14 protein-coding genes are annotated in these 22,407 nt (G+C 65.6%); 6 read left to right on the forward strand and 8 right to left on the reverse strand.

Annotation, left to right across the window (positions count from 1 at the left end; all coding sequences use genetic code 11):
- Positions 1 to 164 precede the first annotated feature (164 nt).
- Positions 165 to 1,040, reverse strand: coding sequence for a PAS domain-containing protein (locus tag GAK28_RS02025; protein WP_291774346.1), 876 nt, complete (start codon positions 1,038 to 1,040; stop codon positions 165 to 167).
- Between the two features lie 340 nt (positions 1,041 to 1,380).
- On the opposite strand from GAK28_RS02025, the gene GAK28_RS02030 reads away from it, so the two are divergent.
- Complete coding sequence (locus tag GAK28_RS02030; protein WP_291774349.1) at positions 1,381 to 1,590, forward strand: hypothetical protein; 210 nt, start codon at positions 1,381 to 1,383, stop codon at positions 1,588 to 1,590.
- Here GAK28_RS02030 and GAK28_RS02035 read toward each other — a convergent pair.
- The 3 genes from GAK28_RS02035 to GAK28_RS02045 all read right to left on the reverse strand — a co-directional run bounded on the left by GAK28_RS02035 (position 1,565) and on the right by GAK28_RS02045 (position 4,338).
- Complete coding sequence (locus tag GAK28_RS02035) at positions 1,565 to 1,999, reverse strand: hypothetical protein (RefSeq protein ID WP_291774352.1); 435 nt, start codon at positions 1,997 to 1,999, stop codon at positions 1,565 to 1,567. The two genes, GAK28_RS02030 and GAK28_RS02035, sit on opposite strands and share 26 nt — an antisense overlap.
- Positions 2,000 to 2,104: 105 nt before the next feature.
- Positions 2,105 to 2,785 (reverse strand): basic secretory protein-like protein, encoded by a 681-nt coding sequence (locus GAK28_RS02040; protein ID WP_291774355.1) that lies wholly within the window; start codon positions 2,783 to 2,785, stop codon positions 2,105 to 2,107.
- 83 nt (positions 2,786 to 2,868) lie between these two features.
- A complete protein-coding gene (locus tag GAK28_RS02045) occupies positions 2,869 to 4,338 on the reverse strand; it encodes a hypothetical protein (RefSeq protein WP_291774358.1) in 1,470 nt (489 codons plus the stop codon).
- A 311-nt stretch (positions 4,339 to 4,649) separates the two neighbouring features.
- Between GAK28_RS02045 and GAK28_RS02050 the strand changes: the two genes are divergently transcribed.
- The 5 genes from GAK28_RS02050 (at position 4,650) to GAK28_RS02070 (ending at position 12,548) form a co-directional block, all read left to right on the forward strand.
- Positions 4,650 to 5,240 (forward strand): response regulator transcription factor, encoded by a 591-nt coding sequence (locus GAK28_RS02050; RefSeq protein ID WP_291774361.1) that lies wholly within the window; start codon positions 4,650 to 4,652, stop codon positions 5,238 to 5,240.
- Complete coding sequence (locus GAK28_RS02055) at positions 5,233 to 6,606, forward strand: HAMP domain-containing sensor histidine kinase (RefSeq protein WP_291774364.1); 1,374 nt, start codon at positions 5,233 to 5,235, stop codon at positions 6,604 to 6,606. Before GAK28_RS02050 ends, GAK28_RS02055 begins: the two co-directional genes overlap by 8 nt.
- A 145-nt stretch (positions 6,607 to 6,751) precedes the next feature.
- On the forward strand, positions 6,752 to 7,915 hold the full coding sequence (locus tag GAK28_RS02060) for an efflux RND transporter periplasmic adaptor subunit (protein WP_291774367.1): 1,164 nt from the start codon (positions 6,752 to 6,754) through the stop codon (positions 7,913 to 7,915).
- Positions 7,916 to 7,929: 14 nt separating this feature from the next.
- Entirely contained in the window at positions 7,930 to 11,115 is a 3,186-nt protein-coding gene (locus GAK28_RS02065; RefSeq protein ID WP_291774369.1) for a CusA/CzcA family heavy metal efflux RND transporter, read from the forward strand.
- Positions 11,112 to 12,548 (forward strand): efflux transporter outer membrane subunit, encoded by a 1,437-nt coding sequence (locus GAK28_RS02070; protein ID WP_291774371.1) that lies wholly within the window; start codon positions 11,112 to 11,114, stop codon positions 12,546 to 12,548. Before GAK28_RS02065 ends, GAK28_RS02070 begins: the two co-directional genes overlap by 4 nt.
- A gap of 81 nt (positions 12,549 to 12,629) precedes the next feature.
- On the opposite strand, the gene GAK28_RS02075 is transcribed toward GAK28_RS02070, so the two are convergent.
- Genes GAK28_RS02075 through GAK28_RS02090 form a run of 4 tightly spaced genes read right to left on the reverse strand, consistent with a single transcriptional unit; the run spans position 12,630 to position 21,809 of the window.
- The gene (locus GAK28_RS02075) at positions 12,630 to 15,071 is read right to left on the reverse strand and encodes a GH92 family glycosyl hydrolase (RefSeq protein WP_291774373.1); all 2,442 of its coding nucleotides are present in this window, start codon (positions 15,069 to 15,071) and stop codon (positions 12,630 to 12,632) included.
- Positions 15,072 to 15,094: 23 nt separating this feature from the next.
- On the reverse strand, positions 15,095 to 16,495 hold the full coding sequence (locus GAK28_RS02080; RefSeq protein ID WP_291774499.1) for a glycoside hydrolase family 125 protein: 1,401 nt from the start codon (positions 16,493 to 16,495) through the stop codon (positions 15,095 to 15,097).
- A gap of 29 nt (positions 16,496 to 16,524) precedes the next feature.
- Positions 16,525 to 19,149, reverse strand: a complete 2,625-nt coding sequence (locus GAK28_RS02085; protein ID WP_291774376.1) for a glycoside hydrolase family 2 protein — start codon at positions 19,147 to 19,149, stop codon at positions 16,525 to 16,527.
- On the reverse strand, positions 19,149 to 21,809 hold the full coding sequence (locus GAK28_RS02090) for a TonB-dependent receptor (protein ID WP_291774378.1): 2,661 nt from the start codon (positions 21,807 to 21,809) through the stop codon (positions 19,149 to 19,151). Before GAK28_RS02090 ends, GAK28_RS02085 begins: the two co-directional genes overlap by 1 nt.
- Positions 21,810 to 22,407 lie beyond the last annotated feature (598 nt).

Here is a 22,407-nt window from a genome sequence, read left to right on the forward strand (position 1 = left end):
CACGCCGAGCGCGGTCGGCCCACGCCCCATCACGATCGCCGGAACCCTTCCCTTGCTCCCACCGTCCATTGCCACCCCCGACGCGGGGCACGATGCCGGAATGGCAAGCCCTGCGGAGCGCAATGTGACACCGGGCCGAACAGCCCGGTAGCTCGCCAGTTGGCCTAGTCCGAACCGCCAGCCACGCCCTGTCGACGCCGCGCAGCCAGCGCCGCCTCGATCGCGGCGTCCATGGACAGGGTGTCGGGATGATCGCCGAGGTCCATGACCTCGTCGAGGTCGTCGCCCGATCGATTGGCGGCATCGGCATCGATGGCGATCGCGTACTTCACGATCTTCACGGGACGGCCGTGGGCATCGAAGACCGGGTTGTAAGTCGCCTGCAACCAGACGACCTTGCCGTTGCGTCCGAGGCGGCGATAGAGCGCCGCGTCGTGCAGGCCGGAACGTAGCCGTCGCCAGAAGGTGATGTAGGCGTCGGAGCGGCTTTCGGCTTCGTCCACGAACATGCTGTGGTGGCGTCCCAGCAACTCGTCACTGCGATAGCCCATGAGTTCGAGGAACGTGTCGTTCGCCGACAGCAGCATCCCGTCGAGCGAGAACTCCACGACAGCCTGCCCGCGACCGGTATCGGCGAGTCGCTGGGCAAGGTCGAGGGAGCGCAGGTGCTCGGCGGTCACGTCGACCGCGTACATCATCACGCTCGATACGCCACCGTGCCCGTCGCCGAGCGGAAGATAGGACCCGTGCAACCAGGCCACCTGCCCGGAAGGACCCACGGCACGAAAGGTGCCGGTCATCGGCTCGCCCCGACCGACGCCGCGCCACAGGCGCTCCTCGTCGTCGTTCTGGATGAAACGGGCGTGCGGCAGGCCCAGCACGGCCTCCGCGCGGCACCCCAGCGCGGCAAGGAATCGCTCGTTGGCCGAGCGGATGACGCCATCGGGGCCGAACTCCACCACGGCCTGGCAACGCGACAGGCAGCCGAGGATCGCTCGCTCCGGGCGGGCGCGTCGGCCGAACCAATCGAACATTCCCATGCACTGCCCCACACGTCATCGTGATTACGAAAACGGTTATCGACCGGCGGATGCACCGGCTTTAGCCCCCTGTGGCGGGGACCATGATGCGCCTTTTCGCCATGCGGGTAGAGGCGGCTCCGGCAAGAATGAACAAGGGACCACGGTGGCAACCAACGGCGCTCCGGCCCTCGCTGACAGTGCCAAACCCTTGGGCGCCAATGGACACACCCCCTTCCCCAGGCTCCACGTGAAGACCGAACGTGGTCCCGGTCACGCCAGGCGATAACGGATCCGCACTTGTTCCCCCCGGGCGGCTAACATGGCATGGTCCATGGAGATCCACAGGGGAATCGGGCGCGTGCAGTCACGTAATTTCGCAGTATCCGTCGTACAGCCGGGCGGCAAGGCCGCCCTCGAGATCGAATTCAACGAAAAGGTCCACGGCCTTTCCGGCGACACGCTGTGGCTGTCGCTGGAGGAATCGGCCACGGCCGAGGACGCCGAAGCGCTGCGCGCGCTGCTCGAGCGGATCGGTCACCGCATCACGGTAACGAACGTACGCTCCTGACCGGAGCCTTCGCGGTGTCCGCCACGGCCACCGCCAACGGCCGAAGGTGCGGCGAAAGCCGGTGGTTCACGCCGTGCACCCGGCCGCAGCCCAGGCAGCGCCGGGTTTTCCCCAGGCCCTCGCGGGTCGGACGGGCCGCACCCAGCACGCAGCCGCACACATAGCAGGCGGCGACGGCGCCCCGCTCCCACTGACGCACGCGCATCGCCTGCATCGCCGCCAGGGCGGCCGCCAACGTCACGCCACCGGCGAACAGCCAGCGCGGCAGCTGCGAATACAGTGACGTGATGCCGAAATCGCCCGGCCATTCCTGCGCGGCGTGCGCCGCCAGGGCCGTCACGGCGCCCGTGGCCAGCGCAAGCGCGCTGGGCAGACACATCCGGAAATACATGCGGCCCACGTGAGACATTGGATTCCCCTTCCCGGTATGCCCGGTCGGGGCCAGCATGTGGGCGCCGGGGTCTAGCGATCGTGAACGAACCGCACGGGAGGCTTCCCGTGCGGCTCCAGGGCCTCAGATGCCAGGGGAGCGCGTATAGCGGTCCCACAGGGTATCCACGCTGGCGCCCGTGATCTGTACCCAGGTGTTGGCGGTGTAGCGACGACCGCGCAAGGCGGCGTCGAAACGCTGCACGGCACCCGGGAAATGCTGCTCCACCCAGACCAGGAATCGCGCGGTCACCCGGTAGCTGTCCGTGTACTTCTGGCCGGCCTGGTAGGCCGGCAGCGACCAGCCCGCCGCCGCGTTGTTCACTCCGTAACGATAGCGGGCGTAGTCGGCGATGCCCTCCACCAACCAGCCGGGAATGTTCTGCTGGCCATAGTCCTGCACGATGTGCATGGACTCGTGGGTGACCGTATCGGTGTCCTTCGGGTGCGAAATCATGTACTTCGCACTGTAGGTTTCCGTCGCGTTCGCCGTGGCGGCCACCCCGTCGTACGACGGGTCGAGCACGAAGGTGACGGTCTTCGAGGTATCCGGGTTGAAGTCGCGCGCCTCCTCGGGATAGATCGTGAAGAAGGTGCTCACCATCGTATCGACGGTGGACTGCGCCACGCCCGAATTCTTGTCGGTCACGACGAGCGTGTAGCCGCCTCGCTGGTAGGTCTTCGTCGTATCGGCCGACGCCGTGGCGGCGACGGACAGGGACAATGCGAGGACGACCGGTACCACGAAACGCTTGGCATGCTGCATGGTGGATACTCCTGCGTGGATGGTCGTCGCATGATGGATGTCATCATCCACGCGTTTCGCCACCTTCGTCACACTTGCGGCCATCAATGGATGAAGCGCCGCAGATCGGCGGCAAGCGCCGCACGCTGTGTCGGATCGTCACCGATCGTATGGCCTGCCGGATAGGCGTGTGTCGTCCAGCGCGCAGGATCGACACCCGCATGCGACAGCGCATACTGCCCCGCTTCCCATGGTGTGTTGGTGTCGAAGTAGCCGCCCGCCGTGAACAGCCGCAATCGTGGATCCGCCTGCATCGCGGCAGCGATATAGGCCACCGTCGAAGTCGGATGCGTGGCGTCGCTGCCATAGCGCCATTGCCTGTTGATCGTGAGGTTCAGCGCGCGATACAGCGCCACGGGTGCATAGCCGAGGCTGCGCAGATAGTCGTCCATCACCACGGACGACCGACGCCCCAGGCTCATGCCCGGATCGTCGTACGGGACCGGCAACCCGTCCAGTGAACCATCGACGGCCATCCGTGTGTCCAGGCGCCCTACGTGCTTGCCCGGCTCTGCCAATACCGCATCGCGGAAGGCATCGGCGGACAGTCGCAGGTGCGCGGCTTCCAGCCGTGACGCCGACACCCCGATGCGACGACCCGTCTCGACCGCCACCTCGTGCAGTTCGTCGGGCGTCAGGCGATCGCCTTCGAGCAACGCGCCCATGTAGCGTGTCCTTGCAAAACCAAGCGCCTGGTCGTAAGCGTCCTTCGCCGAGGGTGCCCGCTCGTCCTGCCGGCCGTGGAACCAGGCCGTGGCCGCGTAGCTGGGCAACACGGCCATCGCCTCCACGTCATCGTTGTCGATACCGCCGACGAAGAGCGACAGCAGCACCACGCCGGACAGGTGCAACCTTGGGTACGGCTGGTCCTCGTGCAGCATCGCCAGCGCACGCGTGGTGCCGTAGCTTTCGCCGATCACGTACTGCGGCGAGTCGTCGCGACCGTTCTCGCGCAACCAGTGCGCGATCAGGCCGACGAAGAATCGTGCGTCCCCTTCCATGGTCCAAAAGCCGTCGGCATCGCCACCCTCGACGGGAAAGCTCGCGCCCGTACCGAGCGGGTCGATGAAGACCAGATCCGTGACGTCCAGCAGGCTGGCCGGGTTGTCGCGCAGCGTACCGCGGGTGGCGTCGTAGACCTTCGGGCCCAGGCCTTCCATGTGTAACGGCCATGACGACGCGCCGGGCCCCCCATTGAAGACGAAGGTGACCGGCCGCCGAGCGGCCTTGTCGCCCTTGACGACGTAGGCATACGTCACCGCCACGCCCGCCGGCTTACCGTCGGCACCGTCTACGGGATACTCGGCCACGGTGGCCCGATAAGCGATCCGGCGCCCACCGACATCGAGCACATGGTCGCTCACGACGCAGCGCGTACTCACATCGGGGCGCGTACGCGTGGGCGCGAAGGCGGCTTTCGCCGCCTCCGCCGCCGACAGGTCGGCCATGGCGATGCAAGGCAACGAGGTCAGCGTACCGAGAGCGAAAAGGAAGGAGGCAAACGAAGAGCGCATGGGAACAAAATCCGTGACGATTCCCGGTGCGGCAGCAACAAGCATGCCATGCATGCCCGGCCACCACCGCCCTCTCGCGGTTCCATTCGGGGGTCCGCGGACCGTCTCCGTACATGTCCGCGGACAACACCTCCCAGACAGGGGGTTGCCAAACTGGTCGGTACTGGATTACAAGCCCTCACCACCCACACCCTAATCATGACGATGCGCTGCCTGCTGATCGAGGACGATATGCCCACCGCCTTCCTGGTACGGGAAGGTCTCGTGGAAGCGGGCATCGGGTCGAGTTGTCGCACGACGGCATCGACGGGATGGTTCGCGCCTGCGGCGAACCCTGGGACCTGATCGTGCTCGACCGCATGTTGCCGGGTGAATATGACGGCCTTGATATCGTGGCCGCGCTGCGCTCGCGCGACGACCGCACTCCCGTGCTGGTGCTCAGCGCGCTGAGCAGCCTCGACGAACGCATTCGCGGACTGCGCGCCGGCGGCGACGATTACCTCACCAAGCCTTTTTCCCTCGACGAACTTCTGGCGCGCGTCGATGCGCTGGCGCGACGTGCGAATCCGCAGGGCGAAAGCGAGCGTCTTGCCGTCGGCGACCTTGTCCTGCATCCGCGCATGCGCCGCATCTATCTCGGCGAACGTCAGCTGGCCCTGCAACCCCGTGAATACATGTTGCTGGAATACCTGATCCGCCACCGCGGCGAGGTGGTGACCCGCAAGATGTTGTTGACCGCGGTCTGGGGTTACCACTTCGATCCGGAAACCAATATCATCGACGTGCAGATGAGCCGGCTGCGCAGCAAGCTCGAACGCGAAGGCGTGCCGCCGATCATCCGGACCGTGCGCGGCGCGGGCTTCACCATCGGCACGCCGGACGGCTCCGACGACGATGGCTGAGTTCCGCCACTCCGTAGTGTTCCGCATGTCGGCCAGCTACGGCGTGGTACTCCTGCTCTCCGTCGCCTTGATCTCCGCCGTGTTCTACGTGGGCACTGCGGGTCTGCTAGGTCGCAACATCGATACCCAACTGCGTGGCACGCTTCGCCAGCTGGTGGATACACGCCAGCAGCACGGTGCCGATGCGCTGGTGCGCCAGATCCACGCCCTGCTCAGCGATGATCGCGACATCGACACCGAGATCTACCTGCTGACCGACACGCAAGGGCGCAAGACCATCGGCAACCTCACCGCATGGCCCAGCGCCGCTACCCAACCCGACGGCCTGCGGACTATCCAGGTACAACGCCTTGGCCGCGACGCGTCGAGCCGCCTGCTCGCCTATCGCTTTGCCGATGGCAGCCGCCTGCTGGTGGGGCGCGACATGCACGACGTGCGCGAGCTCGAACGCATGGTGATCGAAGCCCTTGCGCTCGGCGGCGGCCTGGTGATCCTGCTCGCGACGGCGGGCGCCCTGCTCTTCCGCGCCCAGTTGCAACGCCAGCTCAACGCCATCCACCGCGTTACCACCGAAGTGTCCGGCGGACGCCTCGACCGGCGCATCGCCATCGGTGAATCACGCGACGAATTCGCCCGCGTCGCCGGCGACGTGAACGACATGCTCGACCAGATCGAGCGACTCATGGACAGCGCGCGCAACGTCTCCAACGCCATCGCGCACGACCTGCGCACCCCGCTGGGGCGTATCCGCAGCTCGCTCGAACAAGCCCTGCGCTCGCCCCATAAGGAAGACCGCCTGACCTCGGGAGCCGAGGGCGCGATCGCCGAGATCGACAACCTCATCACCCTGCTCGACAAGCTGTTGCAGATCGCCGAGGCGGAATCGGGCGTCCGCCTGCAAAGTTTCGCCCCGGTGCCGATGCGGGAGCTGGTCGAGGACATGGTGGACCTGTACCGCCCCGCCGCCGAGGCCCGGGACATCGCGATCGACGCCGAGGTGGTCGGCGAGCCGGTGGCGATGGCCGACCACCACCTCGTGGCCGGCATGCTCGCCAATCTGCTGGACAATGCCCTGAAGTATGCCGGCGATGGCGCACGGGTCAGGGTAACGGCCGCCCGCGACCAGGACATGGTGGCCCTCAGCATCCGTGACGACGGCCCCGGCATGCCTGAGGATGCCCTCGCCCGGGCCACCGAACGCTTCTTTCGCGTCGACGCCAGCCGCCATCGACCGGGCAACGGCCTCGGCCTCAGTATCGTCGCCGCCGTGGTGGCCCTGCACCGCGGCCGCCTGGTCCTGCGCAACACCTCGCCGGGGCTCGAGGTCTGCCTGCTGTTGCCGATCGCAAACCTTTCCGAATCGTAACTGTGCACGCCTGCGGAGCGCCTTTAAGGTGGTTCGCGTGTCCCCGCGTCTGACTTTCCCCATCGACGCCCCCCTGCCGATATGACGCGGGTGACACCTTCTTTCGCCGGCCTCCGCACCGGCTAACCACCCGGATGATGTCGATATGAAGAACACGGGCGGAAGGCTCGTCACGGCCGCGTGCCTGCTCACTGCACTCGCGCTGGCCATCGGTTTTCGCCACGGCGGCATCGCCACGGCCTCCGCTACGGCGAGCATGCCGGCCAGCGATCTGCAAACCGTGACGATCGACGCCGAGCAGGCGAAACAAGTCCATGTCACCACGACCAGCGAGCGCGACTTCGCGCCAAGCGTGGAGGCCACGGGTCGCGTCGACTTCGACCAGGACCGACTCGCCCAGGTCACCTCGCCCTATGCGGGTCGGGTGCGCGACGTGTTCGTGCGCGCCGGTGCCAGCGTGACGCGCGGCCAGCCGCTGTTCTCTGTGGACAGCCCGGACCTCGCCCAGGCCGAAGGCAGCCTGGTCGGCACGACGGGCGCCCGCGAGCAGGCGCGCGTCGCCTTGAAGCGCGCGAAGGACATGGCGGCCGTGCAGGCCAATGCGCCTCGCGATCTCGAACAGGCCACCGCCGACGAGCAGACGGCGGAAGGCAACTACCAGGCGGCACGCCGCGCCTTGCACCTGTTCGGCAAAAACGATGCCGAGATCGATCGCATCGCCAGCCAGCGCACGGTGGATGGCGTGCTGCGCATCGACAGCCCCATCGCCGGCGTGGTGTCCCAGCGCAACATCGCCCCCGGCGACCTCGTGCAGCCCGGCACCGGCGTGCCGTTCTCCATCGCGGTGCACGACTCTCTCTGGCTGGTGGCCGATGTGGCGGAGACCGACGCCATGCAGGTCCGTGTCGGCCAGCCGCTGCATGCCAACGTCGCGGGCAAGGCGCTCGACGCCACCGTCAGCTACGTGGCCGACAGCTCGGATGCGAACACGCATCGCGTAACCGTCCGTGGCGTCCTCGACGCGCATCCAGAGGGCGTGCGCGCACAGATGCTCGCCGACGTCTCCATCCGTACCGCGACGCCGGAGCGGCATATCGCCGTACCGGAGGACGCCGTAGTCCGCGAATCCGACGGCGGTATGGTGGTGTTCACCACCGATGACGGCCTGACCTTCACCCGCCGCCCGGTGCACCTGGGTGAACCGCGTGACGGTTACTACCCCGTCCTGTCCGGCCTGCCCGGTCATGGTCGTATCGCCGCCGAAGGCGCGCTCTTCCTGAGCAACGCCCTCACGCTTCGCGCCCGCTAGTCACAGGAACGCTCGTGCTCAGAGGTATCGTCGCTTTCGCGCTGACTCGCCGCGCCATCGTCCTGATGGCGCTGGCCGCTTTCGCCGTGGCCGGCCTGGCCGCCTATGCCCGGCTCAACATCGAGGCCTACCCCAATCCCGCGCCCGTGATCCTGGAGATCACCGCGCAGTCGCCGGGCCTGTCCGCCGAGGAGATGGAACGCAGCTTCACGCGCCCGATGGAACTTGGGCTGGCGACCGTGCCCGGCGTGCAGAGCATCCGCTCCACGTCGTTCTACGGCCTGTCGTTCGTCCGCGTGACCTTCCGCTACGGCACGGACTATTACTTCGACTACACGCAGGCCGCGCTCGCCCTGCAGCAGAACGTCAGCCTGCCGAACAACGTGCAACCGCAGATCCAGGCATCCAGCCTGGTCGGCGAGATCATGCGCTACCAGCTCGTCGGTCCGAAGGGCATGAGTCTGACCGAACTGCGCACCTTGCAGGACTGGGTGGTGACCCGCCGCCTGCTTTCGGTGCCGGGCATCGCGCAGGTGGTGACCTGGGGCGGCACGACGAAGGAATACGACGTCGAAGCCGACCTGCATCGACTGCAAGGGTATGGCGTGACGCTGCCCCAGCTGGTCGCCGCCATCAGCAATGCCAATACCAACGTCGGCGGTCGTACGGTCAACATCGGCCAGCAGTCGGTGAACATCCGCGGCATCGGCCTGGTTCGCGATGTCGAGGACATCGGCGAGGTCGTGCTCAGCCAGAACAACGGCAATCCCGTCCGCGTGAAAGACGTCGCCACGGTGAAGATCGGCGCGGTGCCCCGCCTGGGCAAGGCCGGTCGCGACCACCAGGACGACGTGGTCACCGGCATCGTCGTGATGAACCGGACGATGCAGACCAACGACGTCGTCGCCGCGGTGAAGGATGAAGTCGACAAGCTCAACAGCGACGGCACGCTGCCCCATGGCGTCACCCTGCAACCGTTCTACGACCGCTCCACCCTGGTCGGCGTCACCACCCATACGGTGCTACACAACCTCATCTTCGGCTGCGTGCTGGTGTTCCTCATCCAGTGGGTTTTCCTGGGCGACCTGCGCAGCGCCGTGATCGTCAGCGCCAACATCCCCGTGGCGCTGTTCTTCAGCATCATCATCCTCGTGTTGATGGGCGACTCGGCGAACCTGCTTTCGCTGGGCGCGGTGGACTTCGGCATCATCGTCGACTCGGCGGTGATCCTCATCGAGAACGTGTTCCGCAATTTCCAGAAATCGGCGGACGAGCGGAAAACCCTGTTGCACGACAGCGCCCAGGGCGAACTGCGCGAGTACCTGCATGGCCCCGCCGCCCGGGGCTGGACAGATCGCTTGCGCCTGCTCTTCATCAGCACCTTGCAGGTGGACCGCGCCGTGCTGTTCTCCTCGGCGATCACGGTCGCGGCCTTTATTCCGCTGTTCACCATGCAAGGCGTAGAAGGCCAGATCTTCAACCCGATGGCGCGCACCTACGCCTATGCCTTGTCCGGCGCGCTGCTGGTGACCTTCACCATCTCGCCCGTGCTGGCTTCGTTGCTACTGCCGCGCCACATCGAGGAAGTGGAGACCTGGTTCGTCCGCGCCATCCGCCGCGTCTATTCGCCGGCGCTGCGCTGGGCCCTGGAACGCCGCCGCACCACCGTGACCCTGGGTGTGGTGTTCCTCGGTCTGGCCGCCCTGCTCTCCACGCGGGTCGGCACCGAATTCCTGCCGGCGCTGGAAGAAGGCAACCTGTGGATCCGCGCGACGATGCCCACGACGATCTCGCTCGAGGGCGGCGAGGACAAGGTGCACGTGCTGCGCGAGATTCTGCTGAAGCATCCCGAGGTCGTCACCGTCGTCTCGCAGCACGGTCGCCCTGACGACGGCAGTGACGCCTCCGGGTTCTACAACGTGGAGCTGTTCGTACCGCTGAAGCCGCAGGATCAATGGCCGGCCGGCCACACCAAGGACAAGCTCGTCGCGGAACTCACCCATGAGTTCGAGGATGCGCTGCCCGGCGTGGACTTCAATTTCTCGCAGTACATCCAGGACAACATCGAGGAAGGCCTGTCCGGCGTGAAGGGCGCCAACTCGGTGAAGATCGTCGGTCCGGACCTCAACGTGCTGGAAAACCTCGCCGACCAGGTCCAGAACCAGATGAAGCAAGTCCGCGGCGTGGAGAACCTGGGCGTGTTCCATGTGCTGGGTCAGCCGAACCTCAACATCACGGTGGATCGCAAGAAGGCCGCGCGCTTTGGCCTGAACACCGGCGACGTCAATACCGTGGTGCAGGCCGCGGCCGCCGGCACCGAGGCTACCGTGGTGCAGGAAGGCGACCGGCAGTTCCCGCTGGTGGTGCGTCTCGCGCCGGAATACCGAAAGAGCCTGCGCGACATCGGCAACATCCAGGTCAATTACACCCGGACTGACGGCGGCACGGGCTACGTACCGCTGCGCGATATCGCGGATATCACCCTCGATACCGGTGCCTCGTACATCTATCACGAGCGCAACGAACGGTTCGTGCCCGTGAAGTTCAGCGTGCGTGGCCGCGACCTCGGCGGTACGGTGACCGAGGCGCAGGAGCGGATCGCGCAGCATGTCGCGATGCCGCCGGGTTACCACCTCGTGTGGGCTGGCGAGTTCGAGGATCTTCAGCAGGCGAAGCATCGCCTGGCGATCGTGCTCCCGATCGCGATGGGACTGATCCTTGCGCTGCTGTTCGCGCTGTTCAATTCGCTGCGAGATAGCCTGCTCACCCTGGCGGCAATTCCGTTCTCCATCGCGGGCGGCATCGTGGCGCTCTATGTCACGGGGCTGGACCTCAGCGTCTCGGCGGCTATTGGCTTCGTCTCGCTGTTCGGCGTCTCGGTCATGAACGGCATTCTCGTCATCACCTACTTCAACCATCTCGTCTTCGAAGGCCTTACACCGCTAGAGGCGATGTACCGGGCGGCGGAGCAGCGCATGCGCCCGATGCTGATGACCGCCCTGTCCGCGTGCATCGGCCTGCTTCCGGCCGCGTTGTCGCATGGCATCGGCAGCCAGGTGCAGCGCCCGCTGGCCACCGTGGTGGTGGGCGGCATGTTGATCGGCCCGGTGATGCTGCTGGTCGTGGCGCCTGCGCTCCAGGTGATGGTGGTGGAGTGGTCGCAGAAACGCCGGCGTCGCCGCACGGGAGACGCATCATGATGCGCCGTCTCATGCTCGCCTCGGCCATCGCCGCGCTATGCGCTGGCTGCGCGGCCGGCCCTGACTACACGCGCCCGTCCCTGCCTTCGCCGTCCACGTACACCCGGGGTGACACACCCGCCTCGATCGGCGCCGATACCGGCACGACGCAGCGATTCAGCGCCGCGCCGATCCAGGACGACTGGTGGACGATGTTCGGCTCCGCCGCCCTCGACGCACGTGTCCGCCAGGCCCTTGCCCACAACGCGTCGCTAGACGCCGCCAAGGCCGCGCTGGATGCCGCTAGGGAGAATGTGGCGGCGCAACGCGCCACCTATTTCCCTTCCGCGCAGCTCAGCTATGCACCCTCGCGGCAACGCGATGCCGTGGGTACCCTGTCGCCCACGCTTTCGAACAACGCGACCTATTACAGCCTCCACACGGCGCGCCTGGACGTCAGCTACGCACCGGACGTCTTCGGCCTGAACCGGCGTACCGTGGAATCCCTCACCGCCCAGGCAGACGGACAGCGCTACCAGCTGGAAGCCGCGAAGCTCAGCATCGCCACCAACGTGGTCGGCGCCGCGATCACCGAGGCCTCGTTGCAGTCGCAGATCGAAGCGACCCAGGCCGTCATCGCGGATGGCGAGCATGCGCTGGCGATCCTGCGCGACCAGGCTCGCCTCGGTTATGCCTCAGCGATGGACGTGGCCGCGCAGGAAAGCGCCCTGGCGCAGGCGCGCCAGGGCCTGCCCGGGCTACGCAAGCAACTGGCGCAGAATCGCGACCTGCTCGCCGTGCTGTGCGGTGACGCGCCCAGCGATGCGGGCGCGCCGGAGTTCACGCTGGACGGGCTCCATCTGCCGGAGAGCCTGCCCGAGGTCGTGCCCGCGGCATTGGTGGATCACCGCCCCGACGTGCGCGCCGCCGAAGCGGACGTGCATGCGGCGAGTGCGGAGGTCGGCGTCGCGCTGGCCAGCCGCCTGCCGCAGCTGAACCTCACCGCGAGCTACGGCAGCAGCGCCACGACGTTTTCGCGGATGTTCACCGATGACAACGTGTTCTGGTCGCTGGCCGGCAGCGTGACGCAAAGCGTGTTCGACTTTGGTGCGCTCAAGCACAAGCAGCGCGCGGCCGAGGCGGGACTGAGGCAATCCGCGGCGCAGTATCGCGGCGTGGTGCTGGCGGCATTCCAGGACGTAGCGGATACCTTGTACGCCCTGGAAGAGGATGCCCATGCCTATGCCGCGGCGAACGACGCGGAGCGCGCGGCCGAACGCACCATGACGCTCACGGGCGAACAGCAGAAGCTGGGTTATGTCGGGGTGCTCGCGGCGATCAACGCGCGGCAGGCGTGGCAGCAGGCGCGTATCGCACGCATCCAGGCGCAAGCGGAACGGCTATCGGATTCGGCGGCGCTGGTACAGGCGCTGGGCGGCGGCTGGAAAATGTAGGAGCGCGCTTGCGCGCGATCGCGCGCAAGCGCGCTCCTACAGAGATCGTCCCCACGCATATCATGCGTGGGGACGACGCCATCAGGCCTGCTTGTCGGCCGCCGAGCCGTACGACGGCGGGCGGTCGGCGAGGGCCTTGCCGAAGCTCTCGTTGGGCTTGTCGCCCATCACGAAGGTCAGCGTGCCGCCGGCCACGAGCTCGGCGTGCGAGATCCAGGTCTTCGTCCACGGCTGGCCGTTCCAGGTGACGGACTGGATGTACGGACGATCCGCGCCGTTCTCCTTCGCCTCGATGGTCAGCGTCTTGCCACCGCCAAGCTGGATCTGCGCGCGGTCGATCACCGGGCTGCCGAACACGTAGTTCGTGCTCACCGGATCCACCGAGTAGATGCCCATCGCGCTCATGATGTACCACGCGCTCATCTGGCCGCAGTCTTCGTTGCCCGGCAGGCCGTCCGGCTCCGGCAGGTACATCGTGTCGAGCAGCATGCGCACGCGCGCCTGCGTCTTGTGGTGCGAACCGCTGTAGGCATACAGATAGGGCATGTGATGCCCCGGCTCGTTGCCGAACGCGTACTGGCCAACCATGCCCGCGATATCCGGCGGCGCGTTGTCCGGCAGGCGCGGATCGGCCGTGAACAGCTCGTCGAGCTTCTTCTCGAAGGCCTGCTCGCCGCCGAACAGCGTCATGTAGTGATACACGTCGTGCTGGTTGAGGAAGGTGGCCTGCCAGGCGTTCGACTCGGTGAAGTCGCGCCAGCGGTTCGAGTGGCCGATCGAGATCGGGTCGAACGGTTCGATCCACTTGCCGTCGGCGTCGCGCGGGCGGGTGAACTGGGTGTCCTTGTCGAACACGTTCGCGTAGTTGCGCGAACGCTTGCGCAGCAGCTCGGCGTCGTCGGTGTGGCCGAGCGCCTCGGCCATGTGCGCGACGGCCCAGTCGTCATAGGCGTATTCGAGCGTCTTGCTGACGGCCTCGCCTTCCTTATCGCTGGGGATGTAGCCCATCTTGCGGTAGTAGGTGAGACCGAAGTAGTCGTCCTGCATGGCGCGACGACGGAACACCGGCCAAGCCTTGGCATAGTCGATGCCCTTGATGCCCTTGGCCTGCGCTTCGGCCAGCACTACGGCGGAGTGGTAGCCGATCATGCAGACCGTCTCCACGCCCTGCAGCGGCCACACCGGCGCACCGCTGGGGCTTTCCACCGCGAGGCGGACGAGGCCGTCGACGAGGTCGGGCACGCGGTCGGCCTGGTACAGGGTGAACAGCGGATGCTCGGCGCGGTAGGTGTCCCACAGCGAGTAGGTGCTGTAGTTGTGGCGGCCTTCCGGCAGGTTATGCACCGCCTTGTCCATGCCGCGGTAACGGCCGTCGATGTCGCTGAACACGGTCGGCGCGAGCATCGAGTGGTAGAGCGAGCTGTAGAACGTCTTGCGGATCTTGTCCGAGGTGGTGTCGATGTGGATCTTCGACAGCTCGGTGGTCCACTCGGCTTCGGCCGACGCGCGCACGCCGTCGAAGTCCCAACCCGGGATCTCGCCGTCGAGGTTGCGCATGGCACCGTCGATGTCCACGCCCGAGATGCCCACCTTGACCAGCAGCGGCTCCTTCGAGGCGTGGTCGAAATGGATGGCGGCCTTGAGCAGGTCGCTCTTGGCCTCGCTCGTGCCCTTCGGCAGCGCCTTCTCGCCGTCGTACAGGGTGACGGCGCTGAACGGACGCGAGACCTTCATCGCGAAGTAGATCACGCGACCCGAGGCCCACTGGTACACACGGCGACCGCCGACCAGGGTGTCGTTGCCGATCACACGCAGTTCGACGTCGCTGACGCGCGTGGCTTCCTTCGGGTTGTCCTGGAAGCCATGGGTCATGTCCAGGAGCAGATGCGCGTCACCTTCCTTGCCGAAGGTGTAGCGATGGATGCCCGCGCGCAGCGTGGCGGTGAGCTCGGCCAGGATGTCGTGCTTGGTCAGCTTCACGCGGTAGTAGCCCGGGTGCGCCTGCTCGCCCGTGTAGTGCGAACGGAAACCCTTTACGCCGGTCTTGTAGCCCTTGGGGGCCTTCTCGCCGCTGATCTTGGCGGCATCGAAGCGCGACACGTAGTTCACGCCGTCGAAATCGCGATCGCCCGGCTGGAGCAGCACCGGACCCATCGTCGGCATCACCAGGAAGTCGAGCATGTCGGCCGCACCGGTACCGGACAGGTGCGTGTGCGAGAAGCCCATGATGGAGCCGTCGCCCTGGTGGTAGCCGGACGAACCGTCCCACTCCGCGTTATAGGTATCGGGGCTCAGCTGCATCATGCCGAACGGCCGCGTCGCACCCGGATAGGTGTGACCGTGACCGCCCGTGCCGACAAAGACGTCGACGTAGCCCAGGACACCTTCCACGGCGGTGCCGCCGCCGGCGGAAGGCGTATTCACGGCACGCTGCACGCCATGGGCGAGCGCGGAGAGGGAGCCGAGCTGGCCGATGGCGGTGGCCGCTGCCATGCCCTGGAGAAAACGTCGACGTGTAACCATGAATCGCTCCAATGGGCGGCGCGTCAGACGCGCCGCAGTGAATCGGGGTTCGTACCGGCGAGGTGCACGACCAGTTCGCCGAACAACGTGTTTGCCCAGGCGAACCAGCTGCGCGTGTACTTAGCCGGATCGTCCTGGTCGAAGGCTTCGTGCATGAAGCCGGTACCGGCGTGCGTGGTCTTGAGCCAGTGCAGGCACTGGCGGATCTCGGCCACGTCGTCGGTGGTGAAGGCCTTCATCATGATCGACATCGGCCAGATCATGCGCAGGCCTTCGTGGGGGCCGCCGACGCCTTCACCGGCTGTGCCCTTGAAGAAGTACGGATTGTGCGTGCTCCACACCTGCGCACGGGTGCGCTCGTAGCGGGCGTCGCGCGGCGTGCATTCCAGGTACGGCAGCCCGAGCAGACTGGGGACGTTGGCATCGTCCATGAACAGCTGCTGCCCGTAGCCATCGACCTCGTAGGCCCAGTAGTCGCCCTGCTCGCCTTTGATCACGCCGTACTGTTCGATCGCGGCGGCGACCTCGTCGGCCAGCGCGTTGCACTCGCTGGCGAACGCGGTATCACCGTAGAGCGTGCCGTGCATCTGCGCGAGGCGGCGCAGGATAATCACGGCGAATAGATTGCCGGGGATGTTGAACGGATACAGCGTCGCGTCGTCCGACGGGCGGAACATCGCGTGGATCATGCCCACCGGCCGCGTCGGGTTACCGTAGCCGTGCAGGAACTGGCTCTCGGTCGGATGCGGCGACGGGCATTCGAAATGGTAGGGGCCGGGGCCGTCCTTGCGCTGCTGTTCGCGGAAGGTGCGCACGATCAGCTTCGACGCTTCGCGCCAGCTGTCGTCGAACGGCTCGCGGTCGCCTGTGGCCTGCCAGTAGCCATGCGCCAGGCGCACGGGATAGCACAGCGAATCGATTTCCCATTTGCGCTCGGCGACGCCAGGGCGCATGTCGGTGTCGTCGGACTGCGCCCATTCCAGCGTGCTCTTCGCCTTCGGGTCGGGCAGGAAGGCGTTGGCGTAGGGATCGATCGTGATGCAGCGCGCCTGGCGACGGATCAGGCCACGGAAGAGCTTGCGCAGCGCGGCGTCCTTCGCGACCAGCGGCAGGTAGGGCCAGACCTGGGCGGAGGAATCGCGCAGCCACATGGCGTCGATGTCGCCGGTGACGACGAAGGTATCTTCGAAGCCGTCGAGGCGACCGACCTCGACCGTGGTGTCGAGCGTGTTGGGGAAGCAGTTCTCGAACAGCCACGCCAGCTCAGGATCCGCAATCTTCTTCTTGGTGGACGCGATCAGCGCCTCGACCGCCGGGCTGGTGAACTTGCGACGCTCGACCGGCGGGCGCTTGCTGACGAAACGCTGGGCGGCGAACGCGGTACCCACGCCACCGGCAAGGGCCAGGCCGGGGGTCAGCGACATCCATTTGAGCAGGTTACGGCGGCTCGGGTTCAAGGCGTGCTCTCCTTCAGTGCATCGACCAGCGACATGGCCGAAAGGGCCTTGCGCAGCGTGGCGGCGTCGACCTTGCCCTGCACGGCGATCTCGCGGCTTTCGCCGGGCAGCAGGTCGAACGCGTTGTCGGCGAGGCGCACGTCGAGGTCTCCGGTGTCGATCCATACGGCACGGGCCAGGCGCTTGGCCTTCACCGTCACCACCAGACCCTGACCGGACTCGCGCACGTCCCATTGCAGTTCGGGCTTGGGCAGTGCCAGTTCACGCGCCGCGCCCAAATAAAGCAGGTGGCGAGCGACCGGCGTGCCCTGCTCCACCAGTTCGAAGGACACCACGGTGTGCTTCGGGTCGGCGCCCTTGAGCAGGGCCGCGTCGTCGAGCTTCAGCACCGGGGTGCTGGCGAGCGCCGCGGCATGCACCGGCTGGCTGGACTCGCGCAGCAACTTGCCACCCATGTCGTAGACCCGCAGGCGCAACGAGGCGTCGAACGCGGCAGTGCGATCGGACACCGCGAACACGTCGGTCACGCCCTGACGGCGCAGCGGCACCACGTCCACCGGGGCGTAGAAACGCTTCGCATGGAATTGCAGCGCCTTCCAGCGGTTGAAGTAGTCCACGCTGGCCCAGGACGCGCCCGGCCAGACGTCGTTGAGCTGCCAGTAGAGCGAACCCATGCTGCGCGGACGCGCGCTGCGCAGGTGCTCGGCGGCCAGCTCGATGCCTTCGGCCTGCATCACCTGGCTCAGGTAGACGAACGACGGGAAGTCCTTCGGCTCGCCGTATTCCTGGCGGATGTACAGCAGCAGGCGCTGGTTGCCGTCACCATTGGCGAACTTTTGGTGGGCACGCATCACCTTCGATTCCGGCTGCATGTCTTCCGGCTTGGCGAAGGCCTTGATCGTGGCCATCACCGGGAACGACTGCAGACCGTACTCGGACTGGAAGCGCGGCGTGATATCGAGGTAATGCGAAATCGGCTCGGAGCCCGACCAGACCTTCCAGTAGTGGAAGTCGCCGTCGTTCTCGACGTTGGCGGGGCCTTCGTAGTCGGTGCTGGGCGAGCTGGCCCAGTACGGCACCTGCGGCGAGAGGTCCTTCACGACCTTGCGCAGGGTCTTGTCGAAGATCTCGCGCATGCCGTCGTCGATGCGCTTGACCTCGTCGGCGTTCACGAACTTGCGGAAGTCCTGGCGATCCGGCCAGTCGTCCCAACCGGTCTGCACTTCGTTGTTGCCGGCCCAGAGCACGATGGACGGATGGTCGCGCAGGCGCGTGACCTGCTCCACCGCCTCGATGCGGGTGCTCTCGCGGAACGCGGCGTCATACGGCGTAATCGCGCCGCCGAACATGAAGTCCTGCCAGATCATCAAGCCCATGCGGTCGGCCAGGGCGTAGAAAGTGTCGTCCTGGTAGGTGCCGCCGCCCCACATGCGCAGCATGTTCATGTTGGCGTCGTGCGCGGAACGCAGGATCGCCTCCATCCGCTCGGGCGTCACGCGCGAGGGGAAGCTGTCGAACGGGATGAGGTTGGCGCCCTTGGCGAAGATGGGCACGCCGTTGACTACGAAGGCGAAGCCACGGCCCCACTGATCCTTCTCGCGACGCAGCTCGACGCTGCGCAAGCCGGTGTCGCGCTCGGCGCTCGCTACTGTCGCGCCATCGCTGGTGACTTCGGCATGGAATGTATAGAGGTTCGGTTCGCCATAACCGACCGGCCACCAGCGCTGCGGATGGGCGATCGCCACCGGCAGGGCCACGTGGTTTTCGCCCTTGGCCAGCGTGACGCCGCGCTCTTCGTGACCGTGGCTGCCATCGGGCGCCGTCCAGTCCACCTTGAGCATCACCGGGCCACCCTTGTCGGCGCGCACGTCGAACTGCGCTTCGAGCTGGGCGTTGTCGGCGTCGACATGCTGCTGGGCGACATGGAAGTCGGCCAGGCGCATCGCGTCCCAGCTTTCCAGGCGCACCGGCTGCCAGATGCCGGCCGTGACATAGCGCGGACCCCAATCCCAGCCGTACTGGTAGTTGGCCTTGCGCACGTAATTGGAGGTCTGCTTGCCCTTGGGCTCGTCGCCGAAGGCGGAGTCGAACTCGCCCGGCAAGGAATACGGCTGCTTCATCAGCCAGGGCTGCAGGCGCGAGATGGGCGACTGGAAATGGACTTCCAGCGTGTTGCCACTCTTGCGCAGGGTGTCCTTCACGGGCAGGCGCCACTGGCGGAACATGTTGTCCGCTGCGACGAGCTTCTTCCCGTTGAGGGTGACCTCGGCGAAGGTATCGAGACCGTCGAAAACGAGATCGACGTGACCGCGTGCCAGGCTGGCCGCGTCCACGTCGAAGTCGAGTCGGTAATCCCAGTTGGCGAGGCCGATCCATTGCAGGCCGGCCTCGTTGTCCCGCCAGAACGGATCTTCGATCCGTCCCAGCGCCAGCAGGTCCGTCTGGACGGCCCCCGGCACATGGGCCGGTTGCCAGTCCTTGAGGTTCGCATGCGCGTCGGCTTCCGCCCCAGGGGCGAGACGGAAGCGCCAGCCGGCGGAGAGGTCTCTCTCCGTCGGCGGCGTGGCACTGGCCGCTCCAGCGGCAAGCCAGAGCACCAGGGCCAACGACGCGCGGCGCATCACAGTTTCAAGCCCAGCGACACCGTGTAGGTACGACCGTTCTTGTACGCGTTGAGCGGCTGGCTCGGCGTGTTGTCGTACTGGTAGTAGGTTTCGTCGAGCAGATTGGTACCCTCCAGCGACACGCGCATATGGTCGTTGATCTGGTAGCCGATGGAGGCATCCAGTTCACGGAAGATGCCCGTGATCTGCTGCGACTGCAACTGCGCGATCTGGGTGAAGTACGCCGAACGCCAGCTGTAGGTCACGCGAGCGCTCCACGGACCCTGCTCGAAGAACGGCGACAGGTTGAAGGAGTTCTTCGAGTTGTACGGCAGCGGGAAGTCGTTGCTGGTATCCGCATCCGAGTACGTGTAGTTGGCGAGCATGCCGAAACCGTACTTGAAGTTCTGCTGGTAGGTCAGCGACACACCCTTCACCTTGGCCAGGCCGCCGTTGTACGGCACGGTCATCTGGTAGACAGCGTCCTTCTGCGTGGTCACGTCGAACTGGGTCTGCGGCACCACGCTGTTGAGAATGTAGCCCGAGATACGGCGATAGAACAGCTCGGCCGACAGCACGCTGTTTTCGGCGAAGTACCACTCGGCCGAGAAGTCGTAGTTGGTCGACTTGTACGGCTTCAGGTCCACGTTGCCACCGGAACCCTGGAAATGGGTATCGTCGAGGGCGACGTACGGCGTCATCTGCTGGTAGCGCGGACGAGCGATCGTCTTGGCCGCGCCGAAGCGCAGGGTGACGTTCTCGGCAGCGTCGTAGGCGATGTTCAGCGACGGCAGCCAGTCGTGGTAGCTCGTACGCTTGTTCACTGCCGCGTACTGGTTGTTACCGATGCTCTGGTAGCCGTTGACCGTGTCGCGGGTGCGGAAGTAACGCACACCGAGGTTGCCGCGGTAGTCGTCACCCGAGAAGTCGCCCTGGATGTAGAACGCACGGTTCTGCTTGGCGATGCTGTAGGTGGCCTTCGGATCAAGCGCGTAACCGTAGTGATCCTTCTGCGCGTTCACGTAGTCCTTGAGGCCGCGCTTGTTGATCGTCGTCCAGTCGGTCATGTTGCCCGACGGCGACAGACCATCGAGGAAGCCGCTGGGCGTGCCGCCACCGGCGATGGCGGACAGCGGAAAGCCGGTCTTGTCGAGGTCGACGAAGTTGGACGAGTAGGCGTCCTGGCCGTCGAGGTGGTTGGTTGCCTTGATGCCAGTTTCGATCTGGTTGAACGGACCCCAGCTCACGTCGTGCGCGAAGTCGGCCTGGAAGTAACGCTCGCGATCGTAGGTCGGCGCATGGCTGTAGCCACCGCCATTGATCAGCGACGGGGTTCCGCCGTTGTTGAAGTTGATCTGCGGATGCTGACCGTCCAGGTTGAAGTCGTAGCCGCTGTTGTTCTTGAACTGGGCGTTCCAGATGCCTTCCGAACCGCCGGTGGAACCGGTGTAGCCGATCTGGCTCGACGCGGTCCAACCATCGCCGTACCAGTCGGCGCGCAGCTGCGCGGAGCCGGTGTTCACTGTGGAATCGCGCTCGTAACCGTCGAGGTAGGTCGGTGCGCCCGCACCATAGGTACCGGAGGTCGCGATGCCGTTATCGAAGCCCAGCGCGGTGGCGTCCTTGGCATTGTTCGACCATTCGCCGTAATGGCTCTGGTTGAAGTTGTTGAACTTCTCGGTGACGTACAAGCCGGTGAAGTTCAGCTCGAAGCCTTCGTTCGGCTTCCACTGTACGCCGGTCGACACGCCGTCACGCTTGCGCTGCTGCTGGAACCAGGCGGTATTGACGGCCGTCGGGTAGACGCCCTTCTGGTCCGGCGAAACCACGCCCGGATTGAACGTATGCAGCTCCGGATGCGTATCGGTCGGATCGTTGACGCGCTGGTAACCGAAGACCTCGGTGCCCTGGCGATCGATGATGCGGTCCGAATGCATGATCGAACCGAGCACGCCGAAGGTGTTGTCCTGGTTCTTCCAGCTGTAGAGGACCGAGGCGTTCGGCTTGCCGGTGTCGGCGCGGTCGTTGTAGCTGTAGCTGACGGTGCCAGTCAGCGTGTTGGCCTTGAGGTCCAACGGGCGACGAGTGTTGACGATGACCGTGCCGCCGATGCTGCCCTCGTCGATGTTCGCCTGCGGGGTCTTGTAGACCTGGGCGTTACCGATGATTTCCGAGGTGAGCAGGCTGTAGTCGAACGAGCGGCTATCCGGGTTGTTCGGATCGGACGTCCAGTTCGTGGAAGCCAAGGTCTGGCCGTTGAGCAGCAGGCGGTTCAGGGCCGGGTCGGTGCCCAGGATGCTGACCTTGTCGCCTTCGCCGAAGTTGCGGTCGACGCTGATACCCGGCAGGTGGGACAGCGACTCGGCCACGTTGGTGTCCGGGAACTTGCCCACGTCTTCGGCCGAGATGGCTTCGACGATGGAGTCGGAGTTGCGCTTGAGGTCGAGCGACTTCTGCAGGCTCGCGCGAATACCGGTGACGGTGACGCCGTTGAGGTTGGCGGCGTCCTGCGGGGACGCGGCGCCCGGGGCGTTGGCCGAGGGATCGTCCTTCTTCTTGGCAGCGGCGCTGGTCTTCGCGGGCGGGGTCGTCGTGGCCGAGTCCTGCGCCATCACGCTGCCCGTGGCGAACAGCCCGGCCAGGATGGCCATGGATAGTGCGCTGATACGGTGGTTCACATCGATCTCCTGGGGATTGGATCGGATGGCCGGAACAAGTCGCTCGCGCGCACCGGTTCCCCTGCTCCGCTGATTTGGTTTTCGCGAAGCGAACGCCACCGCGCTGGCTCGCGCCAGCGTTCGAAGACGTTCGATTCCTTGAATGTCGCCTGCCCTGTTCCGCTTCGCCGCGCCTCGACATGGGGAGGAGGCGGGCGGCGATAACCCAGTGCCATTGCACCGTTGTTACGCAGCGGATTTTTAGGGCCACTGACAACGTTGTCAACCAATTTTTTAACTCGATCTAAGGATAACCAAATGTGATCAAGCCATTGATTTATCTATAAATCGTGAAAATACCAAAATAGTGCAGTGCGGAAATTCTTAGAGTTGATTTGGATCGATCCATCTTTGATCAAGACGCTCGATATGCGCGTTCAACTCACTGTTTTTATATCCATTTTAGTGATGCACTTGATTCAAAGTGGTACAAACCGCCTTGGACGCGCCTGCTTGCTGCAATGCAGCGAAAAAACATGTGTGGATCCGGCAATCCGTACCTGATCTATCCAACGCGACGCGTCATGAGACCCCTACCGTCCGCAGATTCCAACGAAGT

The sequence above is a fragment of the Luteibacter sp. genome, from assembly GCF_009912395.1.
GTDB lineage: Bacteria > Pseudomonadota > Gammaproteobacteria > Xanthomonadales > Rhodanobacteraceae > Luteibacter.

What these genes read in the sequence shown, in the direction of transcription:
- GAK28_RS02055 (WP_291774364.1), top strand. Translation starts at nt 5,233, where the DNA reads ATGGCTGAGTTCCGCCACTCCGTAGTGTTCCGCATGTCGGCCAGCTAC.
- GAK28_RS02040 (WP_291774355.1), bottom strand. Translation starts at nt 2,785, where the DNA reads ATGCAGCATGCCAAGCGTTTCGTGGTACCGGTCGTCCTCGCATTGTCC.
- GAK28_RS02080 (WP_291774499.1), bottom strand. Translation starts at nt 16,495, where the DNA reads ATGTCGCTGACCCCCGGCCTGGCCCTTGCCGGTGGCGTGGGTACCGCG.
- GAK28_RS02050 (WP_291774361.1), top strand. Translation starts at nt 4,650, where the DNA reads ATGGTTCGCGCCTGCGGCGAACCCTGGGACCTGATCGTGCTCGACCGC.
- GAK28_RS02085 (WP_291774376.1), bottom strand. Translation starts at nt 19,149, where the DNA reads ATGCGCCGCGCGTCGTTGGCCCTGGTGCTCTGGCTTGCCGCTGGAGCG.
- GAK28_RS02060 (WP_291774367.1), top strand. Translation starts at nt 6,752, where the DNA reads ATGAAGAACACGGGCGGAAGGCTCGTCACGGCCGCGTGCCTGCTCACT.
- GAK28_RS02070 (WP_291774371.1), top strand. Translation starts at nt 11,112, where the DNA reads ATGATGCGCCGTCTCATGCTCGCCTCGGCCATCGCCGCGCTATGCGCT.
- GAK28_RS02045 (WP_291774358.1), bottom strand. Translation starts at nt 4,338, where the DNA reads ATGCGCTCTTCGTTTGCCTCCTTCCTTTTCGCTCTCGGTACGCTGACC.
- GAK28_RS02075 (WP_291774373.1), bottom strand. Translation starts at nt 15,071, where the DNA reads ATGGTTACACGTCGACGTTTTCTCCAGGGCATGGCAGCGGCCACCGCC.
- GAK28_RS02025 (WP_291774346.1), bottom strand. Translation starts at nt 1,040, where the DNA reads ATGGGAATGTTCGATTGGTTCGGCCGACGCGCCCGCCCGGAGCGAGCG.
- GAK28_RS02035 (WP_291774352.1), bottom strand. Translation starts at nt 1,999, where the DNA reads ATGTCTCACGTGGGCCGCATGTATTTCCGGATGTGTCTGCCCAGCGCG.